At 40.8% G+C, this 20,179-nt stretch carries 18 protein-coding genes and 1 other annotated feature (1 of these 19 only partly in view); of the genes, 17 read left to right on the forward strand and 1 reads right to left on the reverse strand.

Features of this window, described 5'->3' with window-relative positions; translation table 11 throughout:
* Positions 1-18: 18 nt before the first annotated feature.
* Together pyk and CSV69_RS01275 are read left to right on the forward strand one after the other, a co-directional pair.
* A complete protein-coding gene (gene pyk, locus CSV69_RS01270) occupies positions 19-1,779 on the forward strand; it encodes a pyruvate kinase (RefSeq protein ID WP_099624679.1) in 1,761 nt (586 codons plus the stop codon).
* A gap of 58 nt (positions 1,780-1,837) precedes the next feature.
* Positions 1,838-2,221, forward strand: a complete 384-nt coding sequence (locus CSV69_RS01275; protein ID WP_085426547.1) for an FxsA family protein — start codon at positions 1,838-1,840, stop codon at positions 2,219-2,221.
* On the opposite strand, the gene CSV69_RS01280 is transcribed toward CSV69_RS01275, so the two are convergent.
* Positions 2,214-3,266 (reverse strand): AI-2E family transporter, encoded by a 1,053-nt coding sequence (locus tag CSV69_RS01280; RefSeq protein WP_085426546.1) that lies wholly within the window; start codon positions 3,264-3,266, stop codon positions 2,214-2,216. The two genes, CSV69_RS01275 and CSV69_RS01280, sit on opposite strands and share 8 nt — an antisense overlap.
* A 96-nt stretch (positions 3,267-3,362) precedes the next feature.
* Here CSV69_RS01280 and citZ point away from each other — a divergent pair, with 96 nt between their 5' ends.
* From citZ to dnaI, 15 genes are all read left to right on the forward strand, one after another.
* On the forward strand, positions 3,363-4,478 hold the full coding sequence (citZ, locus tag CSV69_RS01285) for a citrate synthase (RefSeq protein WP_085426545.1): 1,116 nt from the start codon (positions 3,363-3,365) through the stop codon (positions 4,476-4,478).
* Positions 4,479-4,549: 71 nt separating this feature from the next.
* Entirely contained in the window at positions 4,550-5,818 is a 1,269-nt protein-coding gene (gene icd, locus CSV69_RS01290; RefSeq protein WP_099692563.1) for an NADP-dependent isocitrate dehydrogenase, read from the forward strand.
* Between the two features lie 69 nt (positions 5,819-5,887).
* Complete coding sequence (mdh, locus tag CSV69_RS01295) at positions 5,888-6,826, forward strand: malate dehydrogenase (RefSeq protein WP_085426543.1); 939 nt, start codon at positions 5,888-5,890, stop codon at positions 6,824-6,826.
* 149 nt (positions 6,827-6,975) lie between these two features.
* The gene (locus tag CSV69_RS01300) at positions 6,976-7,461 is read left to right on the forward strand and encodes a MaoC/PaaZ C-terminal domain-containing protein (protein WP_099624675.1); all 486 of its coding nucleotides are present in this window, start codon (positions 6,976-6,978) and stop codon (positions 7,459-7,461) included.
* Positions 7,451-8,152 carry a response regulator transcription factor gene (locus tag CSV69_RS01305; RefSeq protein WP_085426541.1) on the forward strand — a complete coding sequence of 234 codons (702 nt, stop codon included), beginning with the start codon at positions 7,451-7,453 and terminating at the stop codon, positions 8,150-8,152. Before CSV69_RS01300 ends, CSV69_RS01305 begins: the two co-directional genes overlap by 11 nt.
* A complete protein-coding gene (gene pnpS, locus CSV69_RS01310; protein ID WP_099692564.1) occupies positions 8,153-9,568 on the forward strand; it encodes a two-component system histidine kinase PnpS in 1,416 nt (471 codons plus the stop codon).
* 69 nt (positions 9,569-9,637) lie between these two features.
* Positions 9,638-10,615, forward strand: a complete 978-nt coding sequence (hflK, locus tag CSV69_RS01315; RefSeq protein WP_085426539.1) for an FtsH protease activity modulator HflK — start codon at positions 9,638-9,640, stop codon at positions 10,613-10,615.
* On the forward strand, positions 10,612-11,637 hold the full coding sequence (gene hflC / locus CSV69_RS01320) for a protease modulator HflC (RefSeq protein ID WP_085426538.1): 1,026 nt from the start codon (positions 10,612-10,614) through the stop codon (positions 11,635-11,637). The genes hflK and hflC overlap by 4 nt, the downstream gene beginning before the upstream one ends.
* A 98-nt stretch (positions 11,638-11,735) precedes the next feature.
* Positions 11,736-14,360, forward strand: coding sequence for a DNA polymerase I (gene polA, locus CSV69_RS01325; RefSeq protein ID WP_099692565.1), 2,625 nt, complete (start codon positions 11,736-11,738; stop codon positions 14,358-14,360).
* 10 nt (positions 14,361-14,370) lie between these two features.
* Complete coding sequence (mutM, locus tag CSV69_RS01330) at positions 14,371-15,243, forward strand: bifunctional DNA-formamidopyrimidine glycosylase/DNA-(apurinic or apyrimidinic site) lyase (protein WP_099692566.1); 873 nt, start codon at positions 14,371-14,373, stop codon at positions 15,241-15,243.
* A 12-nt stretch (positions 15,244-15,255) separates the two neighbouring features.
* A complete protein-coding gene (gene coaE, locus CSV69_RS01335; protein WP_085426535.1) occupies positions 15,256-15,855 on the forward strand; it encodes a dephospho-CoA kinase in 600 nt (199 codons plus the stop codon).
* Between the two features lie 129 nt (positions 15,856-15,984).
* The gene (locus tag CSV69_RS01340; RefSeq protein ID WP_099692567.1) at positions 15,985-17,007 is read left to right on the forward strand and encodes a glyceraldehyde-3-phosphate dehydrogenase; all 1,023 of its coding nucleotides are present in this window, start codon (positions 15,985-15,987) and stop codon (positions 17,005-17,007) included.
* A 120-nt stretch (positions 17,008-17,127) separates the two neighbouring features.
* Positions 17,128-17,595, forward strand: a complete 468-nt coding sequence (nrdR, locus tag CSV69_RS01345) for a transcriptional regulator NrdR (RefSeq protein ID WP_085426533.1) — start codon at positions 17,128-17,130, stop codon at positions 17,593-17,595.
* A 33-nt stretch (positions 17,596-17,628) separates the two neighbouring features.
* Positions 17,629-18,990, forward strand: coding sequence for a replication initiation and membrane attachment family protein (locus CSV69_RS01350; protein WP_099692568.1), 1,362 nt, complete (start codon positions 17,629-17,631; stop codon positions 18,988-18,990).
* A gap of 1 nt (position 18,991) precedes the next feature.
* On the forward strand, positions 18,992-19,933 hold the full coding sequence (gene dnaI, locus CSV69_RS01355; protein WP_085426531.1) for a primosomal protein DnaI: 942 nt from the start codon (positions 18,992-18,994) through the stop codon (positions 19,931-19,933).
* Positions 19,934-20,036: 103 nt separating this feature from the next.
* Positions 20,037-20,179 (forward strand) — a binding site (T-box leader); it runs 88 nt beyond the window's last position.

The raw sequence follows: 20,179 nt of genomic DNA on the forward strand, positions 1-20,179 counted from the left end.
GCAGAGGAGCGATAAGTAGTGAGAAAGACAAAAATCGTGTGTACAATCGGTCCAGCAAGTGAATCTTACGAAGGACTGCTAGAATTGATTGACGCAGGGATGAACGTTGCACGCCTGAACTTCTCCCATGGCACCCAAGAAGAGCATAGAATACGTATTGAAAGAATCCGCAAAGCGGCAGCTGAAAAAGAAAAAGTAGTTGGGATCCTGCTCGATACAAAAGGCCCTGAAATTCGGACTCATAAAATGACAGAAGGTCAAATCGAGTTGGTAAGAGGACAAGCAGTAGATATCTCGATGCAAGAAGTACTCGGTACTGCAGAAACATTTTCTGTTACGTACGAACAGTTAATCCATGACGTCGATCGCGGTTCATTCGTACTTTTAGACGACGGCTTGATTGAACTTGAAGTAACAGGCAAAGATATCGAAAAAGGATTAATTCATACAAAAGTAATTAACGCAGGCCCTTTAAAAGATAATAAAGGTGTCAACGTTCCGAATGTATCTGTGCAATTGCCAGGAATTACGGATAAAGATAAAGAGGATATCTTGTTCGGTATTGAGCAGGGCGTTGATTTTATCGCAGCTTCATTCGTGCGTCGTGCAACTGATGTTATTCAAATCCGTGAATTACTTGAAAATAACAATGGTGGACATATCCATATTGTACCAAAGATTGAAAATCAGGAAGGCGTAGACAATCTAGACGAAATTCTTCAATTGTCTGATGGCCTAATGGTTGCGCGTGGAGATCTAGGAGTAGAAATTCCCGCTGAAGAAGTTCCTTTGGTACAAAAAATGATGATCCGTAAATGTAACCAGTATGGTAAACCTGTTATTACAGCGACACAAATGCTGGATTCTATGCAAAGAAACCCACGTCCTACACGTGCTGAAGCAAGTGATGTGGCCAACGCGATTTTAGACGGTTCAGATGCTGTCATGCTTTCTGGTGAAACAGCTGCTGGGATGTACCCCGTCGAATCTGTAAAAGTAATGTGCAAAATTGCTTTGTCTACTGAAGAATCCATGGACTTCCATTCTGTCGTTTCCACAAGAACGAGAGAAAAAGAAGGGAATCTTACAGAAGCAATTGGACAAGCTGCTTCTTATACAGCTCTTAACTTGAATGTTAAAGCAATTTTGGCACCAACGGAAAGTGGTCAAACTGCAACAATGATCGCGAAGTACCGTCCGGGTGTTCCTATTATTGCGGTAACACGTTCAGAAGTGATTTCCAATAAACTGACACTTGTTTGGGGTGTTTATCCAATCGTTGGAAAGAAAGCACTCGACATCGACGGTATTCTTCAGGAATCAGTCGAAGAAAGTGTTAAACACCAATATGTCACTCATGGCGATGTAGTGATCATCACTGCAGGTGTACCGGTCGGTAAAGCGGGTACAACTAACTTGATGAAATTACACGTTATTGGGGATTTAATTGGTCGCGGCCAAGGTATCGGCAAAAACGTCGCCTTCGGTAAAGCGAAGATTATCAAGAACTCACAAGAAGCATTAACACAAATCAAAGATGGTGACATCATTGTCACGCATTCTACAGACCGTGATATGTTTGCTGCTCTTGAGCGATGCGCAGGCATCATCACCGAAACAGGGGGACTAACTAGCCACGCAGCAGTTGTTGGTTTGAGTCTAGGTATACCTGTAATCGTAGGTGCTGAAAACATTACATCGGTTATTAAGAATGGCAGTGACATTACAATGGATGCAGCGAGCGGTGTAATCTACAACGGTCACGCAAAAGTATTGTAATAAAAATATATAGACCGCTTCTCGTAAAGAGAGAGCGGTCTTTTTTGGAGGTTCCTATATGAAATGGTTACTAGCATTATTCATCATTGTGCCAACTTCTGAACTGGCATTATTAATGTTTTCGGGTAAAACACTTGGGATCATGCCGACAATTTTAATTATTATCGCGACCGGTATCGGCGGTGCTTACCTAGCCAAGAAACAAGGTTTGCGTGCATGGCGCGATTTACAGTTTCGTATGGCCAATAGAGAAACGCCTGGTAAAGCGCTAGTCGACAGTGTGTGTATTTTACTGGGTGGTTTATTATTATTAATGCCAGGTTTCATAACAGATATTGCAGGACTATTATTATTGTTCAGTGGTCCACGTAAAATTTTGTATCCGTTTATCGTCAAATGGATTTACAATAAAATCCGTAATGGCCAAATCCGAGTTATGTAAATGTCGGATGTTCTTTAACTTTCAATGCGATAAATAAGAAAAAAGGTAAAAACATGATACCGTATAACCCGAATAAATACACTGCACAAGCGGTAATAATGAAGGAGTGTACGGTTCGCAATTTAAATGCGTGTGCCCAAAGAAGTGATTCAACCATCTGACGACTGACGAGTAGTACGATGTATAGGACCAATAAGCCGATCGCGATGTGTATATCATCAATATAGAAAGAAAAAGCAATCATCGGAAGAAAAACTAGTCCTATTCCAAGGAATGGAATACTGTCAACTAACGATATTAAGAATGCTTTTGTTAAGAATGATTCAAAATCAAGTAGCCAAAAACCGATCACCATCAATATAAAGGTCATGAAGAATAAGCGGATTTGGACCGAGAAGAAATGCCCCATTAAACGGCTTGACCTATCAAAAATCTTGCGTGCTACCTGTCTGAAGTTTTTAGGGAAGTAAACTAAAAACCAAAAACGATTGGTGGCACTTTCTCGTAAAGCGAAAAAGTACGCGATAATGAATAAAAATGTACTGAAAATCTGCTGGAACGTTTTTTGCAGTAAACTAATGATCCCTTCCATTGCCTCATGACTTAATTGAATAAATTGTTCTGCGGCGGCATGTAAATTCCAGCCTTTGCTATCCATCATTTCGATAATTACACCTAATTGATCTTCCATTGTCCATATGACAGAAATCAATCCGTTGATTGATAGAAATAGAAAGGTGTATACTAAAGAGGCAAGCACCACCATTATGAGTAAAGCAGCTAGAAAAGCCGGCAGTTTTGTAAGCGCAATTAAAGAATTCATAAGCGGAGCAGTGAAGAAAGCGAAAACTATCGCAAATCCTATAGGTGGGATTACGATAAGGAAAATCACGATTAATATAGCCGGCAACCATTGACGAGCATAGGTTTGGAAGCGCTTGGAGTCGATGGATATCATACGGATTTGTCCATTCCTTTCGGGTAATAATAAATAAAAAACATCTTTACCATTCACAAAACCGTTAAAGTTGCTTATAATGGTCATTGTAAGCGTTTTAGATAAAAATATAATTAGCAGATGGTCATCGTTCTGCACTCCGCTTCAGGGAGATGACCAAACTGGGAAGAAGGAGCGAATATCATGACAGCAACAAAAGGTTTGGAAGGTATCGTGGCAGCACAAACTCAAATCAGTTCCATTATCGATGACACTCTTACATACGTAGGATACGGCATCGATGATCTGGCAGAAAATGCTAGTTTTGAAGAAGTAGTTTACTTACTTTGGCACAAACGTTTGCCAAACGAAAAGGAACTTGCTGAATTGAAACAGCAGTTAGAAGATAACGCAGAAATTCCACAAGGGGTTCTTGATCACTTCAAAACGTACCCAATCGACAAAGTGCATCCAATGGCAGCACTTCGTACAGCAATCTCGCTTCTAGGATTATACGATGAAAAAGCGGAAGATATGTCACCAGAAGAAAACTACAAGAAAGCAGTTAAGCTTCAGGCTAAAGTTGCAACAGTAGTTACTGCATTCGCACGTATCAGAAAAGGACAAGAGCCAGTAGCACCTAAAAAAGGTTTAAGCTATGCGGCAAACTTCCTTTACATGCTTTCTGGGGAAGAGCCTGCTGATATCGCTGAAGAAGCATTCAATAAAGCACTTGTACTACACGCAGACCATGAGTTGAACGCATCTACGTTCACTGCGCGTGTTTGTGTAGCGACTCTATCTGATATGTATTCTGGCGTAACTGCTGCAATTGGCGCTCTTAAAGGTCCATTACACGGCGGTGCAAACGAAGCGGTTATGAATATGCTAATGGAAATCGGCGATGAAGATAAGGTCGATTCATATATTCGTGAAAAGCTTGCTAACAAAGAAAAAATCATGGGCTTCGGACACCGTGTATACCGTCAAGGTGATCCACGTGCGAAGCACTTACGTGAAATGTCTAAGCGATTGACTACTCTTCGCGGTGAAGAAAAGTGGTACAATATGTCTGAACAAATCGAAGCAATTGTCACTGGAGAAAAGAAATTGCCTCCAAATGTTGATTTCTACTCCGCTTCGGTATATCATTCATTAGACATCGATCATGATATTTTCACACCTATTTTTGCAGTTTCTCGTTTTTCAGGATGGATTGCACATATCCTAGAACAATACGAAAACAACCGCTTGATCCGCCCACGTGCAGAGTACGTTGGACCAGGCATGCAGAAGTATGTTCCAATCAATGAACGATAAAAAAAAGTAAATTCGTGGGGCGGTATCTCGTATACCGGCCCACTGATTTTGAACTCAGGAGGATATCAATAATGGCTAATGATGGAAAGATTACAGTAACTAACGGTGTTTTAAACGTCCCAGATCACGCAACGATTCCTTTCATTATAGGCGATGGCACAGGTCCGGATATTTGGCATGCAGCTTCACGCGTAATCGAAGCAGCTGTTGAAAAAGCTTATGACGGAAAAAAGAAGATTAATTGGTTAGAAGTTCTTGCAGGAGAAAAGGCATTCAACGAAACTGGTGACTGGCTTCCAAAAGAAACTCTTGACACAATTGAAGAATATCTAATTGCGATTAAAGGGCCACTTACTACGCCGATCGGTGGAGGATTCCGTTCATTGAACGTAGCACTACGTCAAGAACTAGATCTTTACACTTGCTTGCGTCCGGTTCGTTATTTCGAAGGAGTACCTTCACCCGTGAAACGTCCTGAGGATTGTGACATGGTTATTTTCCGTGAAAACACTGAAGATATCTATGCTGGGATCGAGTACCAAAAAGGTTCTGACGAAGCGAAAAAATTAGTTAACTTCCTTCAAACTGAATTAGGTGTTAAAAATATTCGTTTCCCTGAAACTTCTGGTCTTGGTATCAAACCAATTTCTGAAGAAGGTACGAAGCGTTTAGTACGTGCTGCAATGAACTATACAATTGAAGAAGGACGCAAGTCTCTAACAATTGTACACAAAGGTAACATTATGAAGTTCACAGAAGGCGCATTCGCAAGCTGGGCTTACGAGTTAGCTGAAGAAGAATTCGGCGACAAAGTATTCACTTGGAAGCAATATGACCGCATTAAAGACGCAGAAGGAACAGATGCTGCGAACAAAGCACAATCTGATGCAGAAGCTGCTGGCAAAATCATCGTTAAAGATGCAATTGCTGATATCTTCTTGCAACAAATCCTTACTCGTCCTAAAGAGTTCGACGTAGTAGCTACAATGAACTTGAACGGAGACTATATTTCTGATGCTCTTGCTGCACAAGTAGGCGGAATCGGAATTGCTCCGGGAGCGAACATTAACTACGAAACAGGTCATGCAATCTTTGAAGCGACTCATGGTACAGCACCTAAATATGCAGGACTGGATAAAGTTAACCCTTCATCCCTATTGCTATCAGGCACTATGATGCTTCAACACCTTGGCTGGACTGAAGCAGGTGATCTAATCACTGCTTCTATCGAAAAGTCTATCGCATCTAAAGTAGTGACATACGACTTCGCACGTCTAATGGACAATGCAGAAGAAGTAAGCACTTCTGGATTCGCTGACGAATTAATCAAAAACCTATAAGAAGTAAACGAGAGGGGGATGAAAATCCTCCTCTTTCTACTATATTGTTCTGACAAAGGAGAGTTTTGCATGTCATTGAAGCGTAAAAAAGTATCGGTTATCGGATCTGGTTTTACTGGAGCAACAACTGCATTCCTTTTAGCTCAAAAAGAATTATGTGATGTCGTCATCGTAGATATTCCAGCTATGGAAAATCCTACGAAAGGCAAAGCATTGGACATGTTGGAAGCTGGTCCGGTTCAAGGGTTTGATGCCAACATCATTGGTACATCCAATTACGAAGATACGAAAGACTCTGATGTAGTGGTAATTACTGCAGGTATTGCGCGTAAACCTGGAATGAGCCGTGACGACTTAGTACAGACAAATCAAAAAGTAATGAAATCCGTAACAGCTGAAATTGTGAAGTATTCTCCTGACACGAAAATCATCGTCTTGACGAATCCGGTTGATGCTATGACGTATACAGTCTATAAAGAATCAGGATTCCCTAAAGAACGTGTAATCGGTCAATCGGGTGTACTTGATACGGCTCGTTTCCGTACGTTTGTCGCGCAGGAATTAAACCTGTCGGTAAAAGACGTGACAGGCTTCGTATTGGGTGGTCACGGAGACGATATGGTACCTCTAGTACGTTATTCTACTGCTGGTGGTGTACCATTAGAAAACTTGATCTCAGCTGGTCGCTTAGAAGAAATTGTGAATCGTACACGCAAAGGTGGAGCTGAAATCGTCAACTTGTTAGGCAATGGGTCTGCGTATTATGCGCCAGCCGCTGCGTTAGTTGAAATGACAGAAGCTATTTTGAAAGATCAAAAACGTGTATTGCCATCTATCGCATTCTTAGAAGGCGAATATGGCATGAATGGCATTTATCTAGGCGTACCGACTGTTCTAGGTGCAGGCGGTATTGAAAGAATCATAGAACTTGAATTAACTGACGATGAGAAGATTGGACTTCAAAAGTCTGCTGATTCTGTACGTACGGTAATGAGTGTTCTAGTGTAAGCGTATAGGTTGAAGATCGAACGGCTATTTGGCTGTTCGATCTTTTTTCGTGTTAACTCGATTTTTGAAGAACGGATTGTTATAATTTACTTATTGAAGTAATTTTCAGCTTTTTCATTGAAGATTGAAGAAATAGAGGAGGAGATTATTTGTTGAAAAGCAAACGTAAGGCTATAGGAAAAGATATAACGGAGTTAGAACTAGGTGAGAGGCTACATTTGACCGAAAAGATCGAGGATAAAGATTTAATGCTGTATCTAGGATTGACAAACGATGCGAATCCGCTTTATTTACAACATGATTATGCAGCGGAGACGATATATGGACAGCCGATTGTACCGCCTATCATGTTGACCGGGATTGTTACGGCGGCTATTTCCAAACACATGCCGGGACCAGGTGCACATATTATTAACCAACAATTGCATTTCCCTAAACCGGTCTACCACTATGCTATTGTAGAATTCGTCCTAGAAGTTACGAAGCTTGACGTTGCAATGAACCAAGTAACGATTCAAGTGGATGCAACGGATCAAGAAGGTGAGCGAGTAATGAGTGGAGAAATAGTGGTCATCGCCCCACAAAAGCTTCCTTCTAAACAAAGCCAGACACAGGAACTTGCGGATGGAAACTAAACAACAAAAGATTTTGATTGTAGAAGATGAGCAATCCATTCAAAAGCTGATTGAATTTACATTGCAACAAGCAAACTTCGTAACGGTACTTGCGAATGATGGAGAAGAAGCGATAGAAAAAGTGTTGGATGAACACCCCGATTTGATTATTTTGGATTTAATGTTGCCCAAAATAGACGGTTTAGAAGTCTGCCGTATGTTGAGAAAACAAGACATTGAAACACCCATCATTATGTTAACCGCCAAAGGAGAAGAAATGGATAAAATCATTGGACTTGAAATGGGCGCCGATGATTATATGACTAAACCTTTCAGTCCCCGTGAAGTGGCAGCTAGAGTACGTGCAGTTTTGAGGCGAACAGGAGAACGTAAGAATACAGTGGAAAAGAAATTGATAGCGGGTCAATTGACAGTCTATCCTGAACGCATGGAAGTCTATTTAGATAACCAACTACTCGAGTTCACGCCGAAAGAATTTGAGTTGCTCGTTTATTTTATGAAGAATCCACATCGCGTATTCACTCGAGATCAGCTACTTCAAGCTGTCTGGAATTATGACTTTGCGGGAGATACACGAATTGTCGACGTACATGTTAGTCATCTGCGCGATAAAATCGAAGAAAATACGAGAAAGCCGCGCTATATCAAAACAATGAGAGGCGTTGGCTACAAGTTCGGGGAGCAAAACTAGATGAAGAACTATTATACAAAACTCTTAACGGCTTCCGCGGTCATTTTATCCATTCTGTTAATTGTGCTAGGAATTATCTTAGGACAATTTTTTCATTTATTCGGAGAAAATGTGGATGCGGGCATACAACAAACGTATTGGGTCTACTTACTGTTCACGCTCGTCCTAGTGTTTATAGTCATGATGTTCGTGTTGGCGAAGATTATTCAACAGTATGTTCAACCGATTGACCACTTCATGGGTGTTGCGCATCAGTTGGCGCAGGGAAATTACTTGGCAAGAGCAAATAATGAAGACAGTGAGATGAACTACCAACTGACGAATTCAATCAATACAGTCGCACAGAAACTACAAGGCAACTTTGCGCTTCGTGCAATGGAGCAGGAGCGCTTAAAAACATTGGTTAGTAGCATTGGCAGTAGTCTCCTGATGTTCGGCAGACATGGCGCAGTGAACTTAGTCAATCGCGTGTTTGAAGAAACTTTTCATCGTGACGGTGAAGAACTGATGGGGAAAACATTTAAAGATATTGGATTACCTTCAGATATTGAAATTGAAATTGAAAAGATTTTCTTGACGGAAGAAGTGCGTACATTCCAATCGAAAGTATTGCTTGAGGAAGGTATTTGTCATTTAGAAGTATATGGAGCTCCTGTAATTGGTGAGAATGGTAACTGGCTCGGAATTGTGATTATTATGCATGATATTACAGAGCTAGTTCGACTTGAGCAAGTGCGCAAAGATTTTGTGGCTAATGTCTCTCATGAACTCAAAACACCTGTTACGTCTATTAAAGGCTTTTCAGAAATGTTGCTAGACGGAGCGGTAGAAGATCCTGTTATCAAACGTGAATTCCTGGAGATCATGTATAAAGAAAGTAATCGTTTGCAATTATTGATCGAGGATTTATTGCGCTTGTCCAGCATGGAACGAGGCAGTTTTGAAATTACACGAAAACCTGTCGATTTGGTTGACGTTGTTCAGCAATCCATCAAAATTGTACAAGCAAAAGTTCAGGAAAAAGATATGCGTATCGATTTGCATATTCCGCAACAAGTAATGATTCCTGCCGATCATGATCGTTTAGTACAAGTGATGGTGAATTTATTAAATAATGCGATTGCCTATTCACAAGAAGAAACGATAGTGACAGTTTTGGTGGAAGAAGTGGAGGAGTACGTGGAAATTACGGTTCGCGATCAAGGAATAGGTATCATGCCATCAGAATTACCACGTTTATTTGAACGTTTTTACCGTGTAGATCGCGCTAGAAGTAGAGAGTCAGGCGGGACAGGGCTAGGTCTGGCGATTGTTAAACATATAGTGGAAGCACATCATGGAATCGTCACAGTAGAAAGTGAAGTCGGTGTCGGCACGGTTTTCCGCATACACTTGCCTATCCATGAACAACAGTAGTAAAGAAAGTTGAAACTTATTTGACTACTGTTCCGTACAGTAGTTATACATAGAAAAGGGGGAACAGATATGAGCACAAAAAGGATCCTAGTGACAATCGGTTTGTTTATCACTGGATTATTACTTTTGTTGATCGTCTTTACTACATGGTACACAGTTGACGAGTCTGAACAAGCTGTCGTCATTTCATTTGGACAAGCGGGTGCACCTGTAACGGACTCAGGTCTACATTTCAAATTGCCGTGGCCGATTCAAAAAACAGAGATTTTATCCAAGGAAACGTATAGTATCCATTTCGGTTACAAGCAAGATAAATCGGGTGAAATCGTAGATAAGGAAACGAAGATGATTACAGGTGATGAATATATCGTTCTGACCGATCTAACAGTACAATGGCGTATTGTGGATCCGAAGAAGTATTTATTCAATGCAGAAGATCCTATTGAAATCTTAAGAGACGCAGCATCTGCTTCTATTCGTTCTGTTATCGGTAGTTCCACAATCGATGCCGCGTTAACGGATGGAAAAGCTGAAATTGAAGCGAAGACACGTGATTTATTGACTAGTTTAGTAGAGAAATATGATATCGGTGTCGCAGTACAAGGCGTAAAATTGCAAGACGTTGAATTACCGAACGCAGAAGTACGTGCGGCATTTACCGCTGTAACGGATGCGCGTGAAACGAAGAATACAAAAATTAACGAAGCGAAGAAATATGAAAACCAGAGAACGAAAGAAGCAATTGGTGAACGTGATGCGATCAAATCACAAGCACAAGGGAAAAAGACTGCGCGTATTGAACAAGCACGTGGTGATGTAGCGGTATTCACCGATTTGTATAATGAATATGCAAAAAGTAAAGACATCACACGTGAGCGTCTGATTCTAGAGACATTGGAGCAAGTTCTTCCTAAAGCGAATCTTTATATTATGAATGATAGCGGAGAAACGATGAAGTATTTACCACTCCAGCAATTGCAAAAAGATCAGCCGCCGGTTACTGAAGAAAAGGATACGTCAGCTGAAAAAGGAGGGAAAGCTTCATGAGTAACGAACAAAACCCTTTCAAAAAGATAGAAGATGCCCTCAAGAAGATGGGGGAAACTGATCAAAAAAGAAGTGCACAGAAGCCGGGGCCGGAATCAGATCCTAAAGTTACACAGATGCGACCGAAAAAAGCATTTGATATGAAAAAGTATACGAAACTCATTATCTCGCTAACAGTAGTTTTTGCGATTCTTGTTATTCTGTTATCCAACTTATTTATCGTAAAAGAGAATGAGTACCGTGTCGTCCGTCAGTTTGGTGAGATTACACGAATTATCGAAAAACCTGGTATGAATATGAAAATACCGTTCATTCAAAGTGTTAGTACATTGCCGAAAAACCGTATGACTTCTAACGTGTCAGAAGCTGAAATCAATACAAAAGATAAGAAGCGGATCATCATTGATAATTATGCAATATGGCATATTACAGATCCAGCAAAAATGATTTCGAACGCACGTAATATCGTCAATGCGGAAGCGAGAATGGAAGAGTTTATTTACTCTGTTGTCCGAAATGAAATGGGACGTCTAGATTACGTCAATGTTGTCAATGACGAAGATTCTTCTCGCGGAAGTTTGAATGACGATGTCACAGCAAAAGTAAATAAATTCTTGGATGATGGCAACTACGGAATCAAAGTAGTGGATGTCCGTATGAAGCGCATCGACTTACCGGAAGAAAACGAACAATCGATCTATACACGTATGATTTCAGAACGTGATTCGACTGCTCAATCATACCTCTCAGAAGGGGATGCAGAGAAGCAGAAGATTGAAGCAGAAACAGATCGTGAAGTGCAAGAAATGCTAGCAAAAGCAAAAAAAGAAGCAGCAATTGTAACGGCGCAAGGTGAAGCAGAAGCTGCAAAAATCTATAACAACGCGTATGCAAAAGATCCTGAGTTCTATAAACTGTATAGAACACTTCAGTCTTATACAAAAGTCGTGAATGATGAAACGATGATCATTCTTCCGGCAGATTCACCGTATGCCAAGCTATTAACAGGCAATATGGAGTAATCATAAGTGCGTCATTTTCATTAGAGTTGCCAAACGTGGTAAACTAAATGAAAATGACGTTTTTTTATAGTGACGAACATGAAGGAGTGGGATGAATTTTGACAAAACAGAAAGTCGTCTTATTGGATGGAAACAGCTTAGCATACCGTGCATTTTTTGCTTTACCTTTATTAACGAATGAAAAAGGTGTTCATACAAATGCGGTATACGGTTTTACGATGATGTTGGAGACTATCTTAGCCAATGAAGAACCGACGCATGTGATTGTGGCGTGGGATGCAGGGAAAACGACATTCCGCCACAGTACGTATACGGAATATAAAGGTGGACGTCAAAAAACCCCACCAGAGTTATCGGAACAATTCCCGTACATTCGTAAACTCATTGAAGCATTCGGAATTACACAGTATGAACTTGACTTGTATGAAGCGGACGACATTATCGGTACATTGAGCAGGGAGTGCAGTGATGCTGAAGCAGAAGTTGTCATCATCTCAGGTGATAAAGACTTAACACAACTTGCGAATGATCAGACGACAGTATGTATTACAAGAAAAGGTATTACCGATCTCGAAAAATACACACCAGCGCATATCGAAGAAAAATACGGAATTGCACCGTTACAAATCATCGATATGAAAGGTTTGATGGGCGATGCATCTGATAATATCCCCGGCGTGCCTGGAATTGGTGAAAAGACGGCATTGAAATTATTGAAGGAATACGGTTCCGTCGAAAAAGTCTATGAATCGATCGATCAAATCACCGCAAAGAAAATGAAAGAAAATCTTGTGAATAATAAAGATCAAGCATTCATGAGTAAAGAACTTGCGACGATTGAAGTACATGCGCCGATTACGGTGTCATTGAACGATTTGGACTATGCGGGTCGTAATGAAGAAGAAGTTATCCAGCTTTATAAAGAGTTACAATTTAAATCATTACTTGAAAAGATGGATGCACCTATCGAAGTTCAACCACTAGAAGAAATTGCCGTTCACACTGTAGAAGAAATTACTTCAGCGATGCTGACGGATACGATGTCTCTACATGTCGAAATAGATGGAGATAATTATTTATCCGAAGACATTTTAGGTATTGGACTATCGAATGAAACAGATACGTACTTTCTTTCTATAGAATTAGCTACATCCTCTGATCTCTTTAAGAACTGGATCTCTGATCATGCTACTCGTAAATACGTTTCGGATTCTAAATCAGCCTATGCAGCGATTGCACGACTTGGCATGGAACTAAACGGTGCAGAATTCGATCTCATGCTGGCGGCGTACATCGTCAATCCTTCATTTTCAACGAATGAAGTCTCTGAAATCGCACGTTCATTTGGCTACCATGGTGTAGAAAGCGATGAAGCAGTCTATGGCAAAGGTGCTAAACGGACTGTACCGGCATCTGAACAACTTGCCAACCATACCGCGCGAAAAGCACATGCAGTGTGGGAACTGTTCCCAATCGTCACAAAACAGTTAGAAGACAATGAACAGCAAGACTTGTTCCATGATTTGGAACTACCTTTGGCAAAGATCCTAGGTAAAATGGAAGTAACCGGTGTGAAAACGGATGTGGATGTGCTAGCAACGATCGGAGAACAGCTATCGGAACGTCTCGCAGTCATTGAGAAGACGATTTACGAAATGGCTGGTGAGAAATTCAATATCAACTCGCCTAAACAGCTGGGCGTTATTCTGTTTGAGAAAATCGGTTTAACTCCGATCAAGAAAACAAAGACAGGTTACTCAACAGCTGCGGATGTGCTAGAGAAGCTTGAAAGTGAACATGAAATCATTCAACATATTTTATTATATCGACAGCTTGGTAAATTAAATTCAACATATATTGAAGGACTAACGAAAGAGATCCATGAAGACGGAAAGATCCACACACGTTTCCAACAGGCTTTAACACAGACGGGGAGATTGAGCTCGATCAATCCGAACTTGCAGAACATCCCGATCCGTTTAGAAGAAGGACGTAAAATACGTGCGGCATTCATTCCATCAGAAACAGAATGGATTATGTTTGCGGCCGACTATTCACAAATTGAATTGCGTGTACTTGCACATATTTCGCAAGATGAAAAATTGATTGAAGCATTCCGGCAAGGTGCGGATATTCATACGAAAACCGCAATGGATGTTTTTGGTGTCAAGCAAGAAGAAGTCGATAGCAATATGCGTCGCGCAGCAAAAGCCGTCAACTTTGGTATTGTCTATGGAATCAGTGATTATGGATTATCACAAAGTTTAAATATTACTCGTAAAGAAGCAGGGGAATTTATCGATACGTATTTGGCGAGCTTCCCAGGCGTCAAGCAATACATGGATGACAGTATTACGGATGCCAAGCTAAAAGGCTATGTAACGACACTTTTGAAACGCAGACGGTATTTGCCGGATATTACAAGTTCCAATTTCAACTTGCGTGGCTTTGCTGAACGTACAGCGATGAACACGCCGATTCAAGGGACTGCAGCAGACATCATTAAGCAAGCAATGATCGATATGGATGCCAGACTCGAAAAAGAAAATATGCAAGCACGAATGCTACTACAAGTGCATGATGAATTAATCTTTGAAGCACCTTTGGACGAACTGGAAAAATTAAAAGAAATCGTACCGGAAGTCATGGAACAAACAATCCAACTTGACGTTCCATTGAAAGTCGATTGGAATTATGGCAAGTCTTGGTACGAAACAAAGTGAGTGGATATACATGCCAGAACTACCGGAAGTAGAAGGAGTGGTGCGAGATCTTGCGCCACTCGTGGAAGGACGGACGGTGAAGCAACTATCTGTATCGGATACCGTCGTCACTTCTAAAACAGCTGGAAAAGAAACGATTATTAAAGGGAAATCTGTAGACGACTTTCTTCACGGCATGGAAAATATGCAAATCGAGAAAATTGTGCGTCGCAGTAAATATATTTATTTTCATTTGATGAAAGAAAATCAACCATACTTGCTCGTCAGCCATCTTGGCATGACGGGCGCTTGGTTTGTCGTAAATTCTCCTGATGAAATTACAGAAGAGAAATTTCGCAAACATGCGCATGTCTTTTTAGAAATGAAAGATGGCGGTTTACTAGTCTACTCAGATATACGAAGATTCGGTGAAATGCGCCTTTTGCAGACGGAAGAAGATTTTCCTCCTTTGTTAGAGATGGCACCAGAACCTTTTTCTGATGAAGCACTGGAACATTTTTTATCGATGGCAGAAACTCCGAAGTATAAAAGAAAACCGATCAAAGAAGTAATTATGGATGGGAAAGTGATCTCAGGATGCGGTAATATTTACGCTACAGAAGCATTATTCCATATGAAAATTCATCCTGCTCGTTCTGCCGAAAGGATTAGCAGAAAGCGCAAAAAATTATTATTCGAAGAAATCGTACGAGTTTTGCAAGAAAGTATTGATGCAGGCGGCAGTACGATATCCGATTACCGTTCAGTTAATGGCAACGCAGGTACGATGCAAAATCGGCTGCATATGTATGGGAAAAAAACGTGCTTGGAATGTGACACACCGACAAAAAGTAAACAGATTGCGGGCAGAACGTCTGTCTATTGCCCATCTTGCCAGAAATAAGGAGCGATGAATATGATAATTGGATTAACAGGAAGTATAGCGAGCGGAAAAAGTACCGTGGCCAATATGTTGCGTGAAAAAGGATATCCGATTGTGGATGCGGATGTCATTGCGAGAGAAGTTGTAGAACCAGGCAGCCCATTGCTAGATAAGATCCAGCAAACATTCGGTGCAGATGTGTTGCGAGAAGATGGAACGCTAAATCGTGAACAGCTCGGAGCAATTGTTTTCGGTGATGAAACAAAAAGGCAACAGTTAAATGAATTGATGCATCCTGCAATTAGAAGCCAAATGGTCAAACAAAAGGAAGACTATGTAAACCAAGGCTATCAAACTGTCATCATGGACATTCCATTACTTTTTGAAAGCAAACTCCATGACTATGTAGAAAGAATTATCGTTGTTTCTGTCACGAAGGAAATTCAAAAGCAGAGACTGATCGCGCGCAATGAACTAACGGAAGCGGAGGCAGATGCTAGAATTGCCTCCCAATTGGATATGAGCATCAAAGAACAAGGTGCGGATGCGGTTATTCATAACAACGATACGGTGGAAGAAACTCAAAAACAGTTGGAAAACATCCTAGAAAAATGGCAAGCTGTAGCCAAATAATTACGTTAGGAAATTAAATTGTAGATTTATGATGCAATAGTGTTGGCATAACGATAATATGTGTTATACTAATGAACGATTAAAGATATAAAGTATAACATATAACATATATGCAGGAGGATCCCTTTCATGACTACAAAAATTGCTATTAATGGACTCGGCCGTATTGGACGAATGGTATTCCGTCAAATTATTAAGGAAGATGATGTGAATCTAGTTGCGGTAAATGCTACATATCCAGCAGAAACTATTGCACATCTTTTAAAATATGACTCAACACATGGCGTGTTCGATGGTGAGATTATAGCGGAAGAAAACGCAATCGTTGTTGACGGTAAACGTGTACAACTGATTACTGAGCGCGACCCTTCGAAATTGCCTTGGAAAGAACTTGGTGTAGATATCGTGATCGAATCAACAGGTGTATTCAACTCACGCGAAAAAGCTGCACTTCATTTGGAATCAGGAGCGAAGAAAGTAATTTTAACGGCTCCAGGTAAAAATGAAGATGTAACAATCGTTCTCGGAGTGAATGACGACAAATTAGATGTTGAAAAACATAGTGTAATTTCAAACGCAAGTTGTACAACAAACTGTTTGGCGCCGGTCGCAAAAGTATTGAATGATGAATTTGGTATCGTAAACGGCCTCATGACAACTGTACATGCGTATACAAATGATCAGAAGAACCTAGACAACCCTCATAAAGATTTACGTCGTGCGCGTTCTTGTGGTGAGTCCATCATTCCAACATCAACAGGTGCTGCAAAAGCTTTGTCACTCGTACTGCCTGAGCTTCAAGGGAAGATTCACGGCTTGGCACTGCGTATCCCAACACCGAACGTTTCACTAGTGGACTTAGTAGTAGACGTTGAGAAAGATGTGACGGTTGAAGATGTAAACAATGCGTTCCGTAAAGCAGCAGAAGGCTCGATGAAAGGCATTCTTCGCTTTACTACTGAACCACTTGTCTCGATCGACTTCAATACGACAACAGAATCTGCAACACTTGATGGACTTTCTACCATGGTTATGGGCGATCGTAAAATCAAAGTACTTGCTTGGTATGACAATGAGTGGGGTTATTCAGCTCGTGTTGTGCAATTGGCGAAAAAAGTCGCTGCTGCATTAACGGACAAAGTAACTTCTTAATTAATGAATGAATTGGCACTTCATCTTACGAGATGAAGTGCTTTTCTATGTCCGTTTGTTGTTGTACGGATAGTTTCTGTTATAATGAAAAGTACTAATGAATATGCGGAGGAACTAACTATGTTATGTCCAGCTTGTCACTACAACGGAACACGCGTGATTGATTCACGGCCTGCGGAAGAAAACCATTCAATTCGAAGAAGACGTGAATGCGAAAAATGCAGTTTTCGTTTCACTACATTTGAAAAAGTGGAGCATTCTCCCTTAGTTGTCGTAAAGAAAGATAAGACACGCGAAGAATTCAGCGGTGAAAAGTTGCTGAGAGGGTTAATTCGCGCTTGCGAAAAGCGTGCGGTCCCGATTGAACAATTAAAAGAAATCGTAGTTTCTATCGAAAAAGAACTGAGAAGCTCAGGAAATGTCGAAATAGATTCTGAACAAGTAGGCGAAATGGTGATGGAACGCTTAGTAGATGTAGATGAGGTAGCGTATGTTCGATTCGCATCTGTCTATCGCCACTACAAAGACATCACAGTCTTTATTGACGAATTACAACAATTACAAAACAGGAAAGATGAACAAAAGTAAGGCGTTTAACTAGAAGGGGAGGCGATTGTCGAAATGCTTTACACCGAGTTGCAGCCTGTCGATTCCTTCGAAGTGAAATTAGCACATCCTTTTTCTGCGTATGACCGACAGATGCTTACATTATTCTATCAGCCACTTATCGGTCCTGAAGCGATCAGTTTGTTTATGACGCTCTGGACGGATGCGGAGAGTAAGGAACCGCAAGAACATACCCACTATTACTTAATGAATATGTCTTCTTTTCCACTTCAGTCTATTTTTGAAGCACGGATTTCATTGGAAGCTATAGGATTATTACGTACGTATAAGAAAAAACATGAAGTGGATAAGCGGTCTTTCCTTTATGAACTATTACCGCCGCTTGACGCACCTTCTTTTTTTAATGACCCGCTTTTATCTACATTTTTATTCAGTAAGATCGGGGAGCAGCCGTATCGTCAATTGCGTGGCCGATTTTTAGAAGAGCCGATTGCGAAAGAAGAGTATCACGACATTTCAAGGACGTTTTTAGATGTCTATAAACCAGCAAGAGGCGATCAAGCGATGGAATTGACTGCAGGAATGCAGTTTCAAGGGAAAAGTGAACCACCCGGCATACCCTTTTATGTAGCTAATTTTAATTTCGATTTATTTTATAACGGTCTATCGGAACAAATGATCCCCAAAGCTTCGTTACGAACTATTTCTCAGGAAATGATTGCGATGCTGGCTTTCTTGTATTCACTCAGCCCGCTCGATATGCAAAAAGTCGTCATGATTGCGATGGATGAAAATCATCAGCTGACAGAAGAGAAAGTTCGAAAGGCAGCAGCGGAGTTTTATAAGATGAATACGTCAATGCAACCGCCTAAATTGCAGTCAGTATTTACACAGCCCGTTGTTGATGAAGTACCAAAAGAGAACATGAGTCGTGACGAAGAATTACTATTCTATTTGGAACATACACCGCCGAAAGAAATGTTGCGCAAAGTGAGTAAGAAAGAACCTTTCCTAGTGGATATCCAGCTCGCTGAACGATTGATCAATTTACACAAGTTTCCGGTTGGCGTCGTCAATGTCTTGTTACAATATGTAATGTTGCGTAATGACGGTAAAATTACAAGTAGTTTTGTGGAACGTATAGCTTCGCATTGGGCGAATAAACAAGTAAATGATGCTAAAACGGCTTTGAAGCTATCTAGGGAAGAACATGATCAATACATGAAATGGCTTAAAGAAGGCAAGCAATCGACACCAAGAAATCGAAAAACAACTAGGGAAGAAAAAGTTCCCGAATGGTTTAATAAGCATGATAAAAAGAACGAGAAATCCGAAAAACCTAATGATTTCAATGTTGAAGAAGAGCGCCAAAAGTTATTGAAAGAATTGGGGATTCAAGAATCAGAGGTGAAATAATATGGAACGAATTGGAGATGCGATGAAACGAGTAGTTAATGCTCCTTCATTAGCCCAAAAATACGACGAACTTCGAACAGAAGTGATGGAAGATCCAGGTGTCCAACATTTCATTCACGAACATTCAGATGAAATAAACACAGAAGTAGTCAACCGCAGTTTGGGTAAGTTATATGAATACACTACCGCTTCCCATGCCTGTGAGCGCTGTCCGAATCTGGATGGATGCATAAATGTCATGAAAGGCTTTGAGCCGAAATTAGTCATAGCACAGCGCCTTATTGATATTGACTACATCATCTGTCCTACGAAGCAATTGGAAGATGAACGTAGAAATATCTCTAAAATGGTCAATAGTATGTACATGCCTAGAGAAGTCATGGAAGCGCGCTTATCTGACGTTGACTTCCTTTCAGAAGATAGTCGCGTGATCGTTATGCGGGCTGCTAAAGACTTCTTGAATCAAATCGAGTCTACCGGTAAGGTTCCGGAACGTGGATTCTACCTATTCGGAAACTTTGGCATTGGAAAGTCCTTCATTTTAGGTGCGTTAGCGAATGAATTGGCGACTAGACGTATACAGACCGTCGTTGTCTATGTACCAGAATTCCTTCGTGAAATGAAACAATCTATCCAAAACCAAACGCTGGACGAAAAAGTGGAATTCGTAAAACGAGCTCCAGTATTGATGCTCGATGATATCGGTGCGGAAACGATGTCAACGTGGACAAGGGATGAAGTGCTAGGTACCATCCTGCAGTACCGTATGGCTGAAAAGTTGCCAGTATTCTTCACCTCCAATTTTAATTACAATGAATTGGAACACCATCTAACAACGAGTCAACGTGGAGAAAAAGAGCCTATTAAAGCTGCGCGAATTATGGAGAGGATCCGCATGGTCAGCCAACCATTCAAACTTGGTGGCGAGAACTGGCGGGATTAATTATTCAACATACACGGCTTTGTTGAAATAATTAATAAAATATACTTGCAATTACGCTCAGACTTTTCTATACTATTTACACAGTTCAACATAAATAAAATGTCTAAATGCATTGAAGAGGACAATAATTTATTTTTCACCTATCCAGAGAACAGGGGCATGGCTGAGACCCTTGTAGGCAGAAAATAAATTTACCACCTCCGAGCAGCATCAGTGAAAGTAAGTAGCTGATGACGGTAACGGCCT

It is taken from the genome of Sporosarcina sp. P26b (genome assembly GCF_002743245.1).
GTDB lineage: Bacteria > Bacillota > Bacilli > Bacillales_A > Planococcaceae > Sporosarcina > Sporosarcina ureae_C.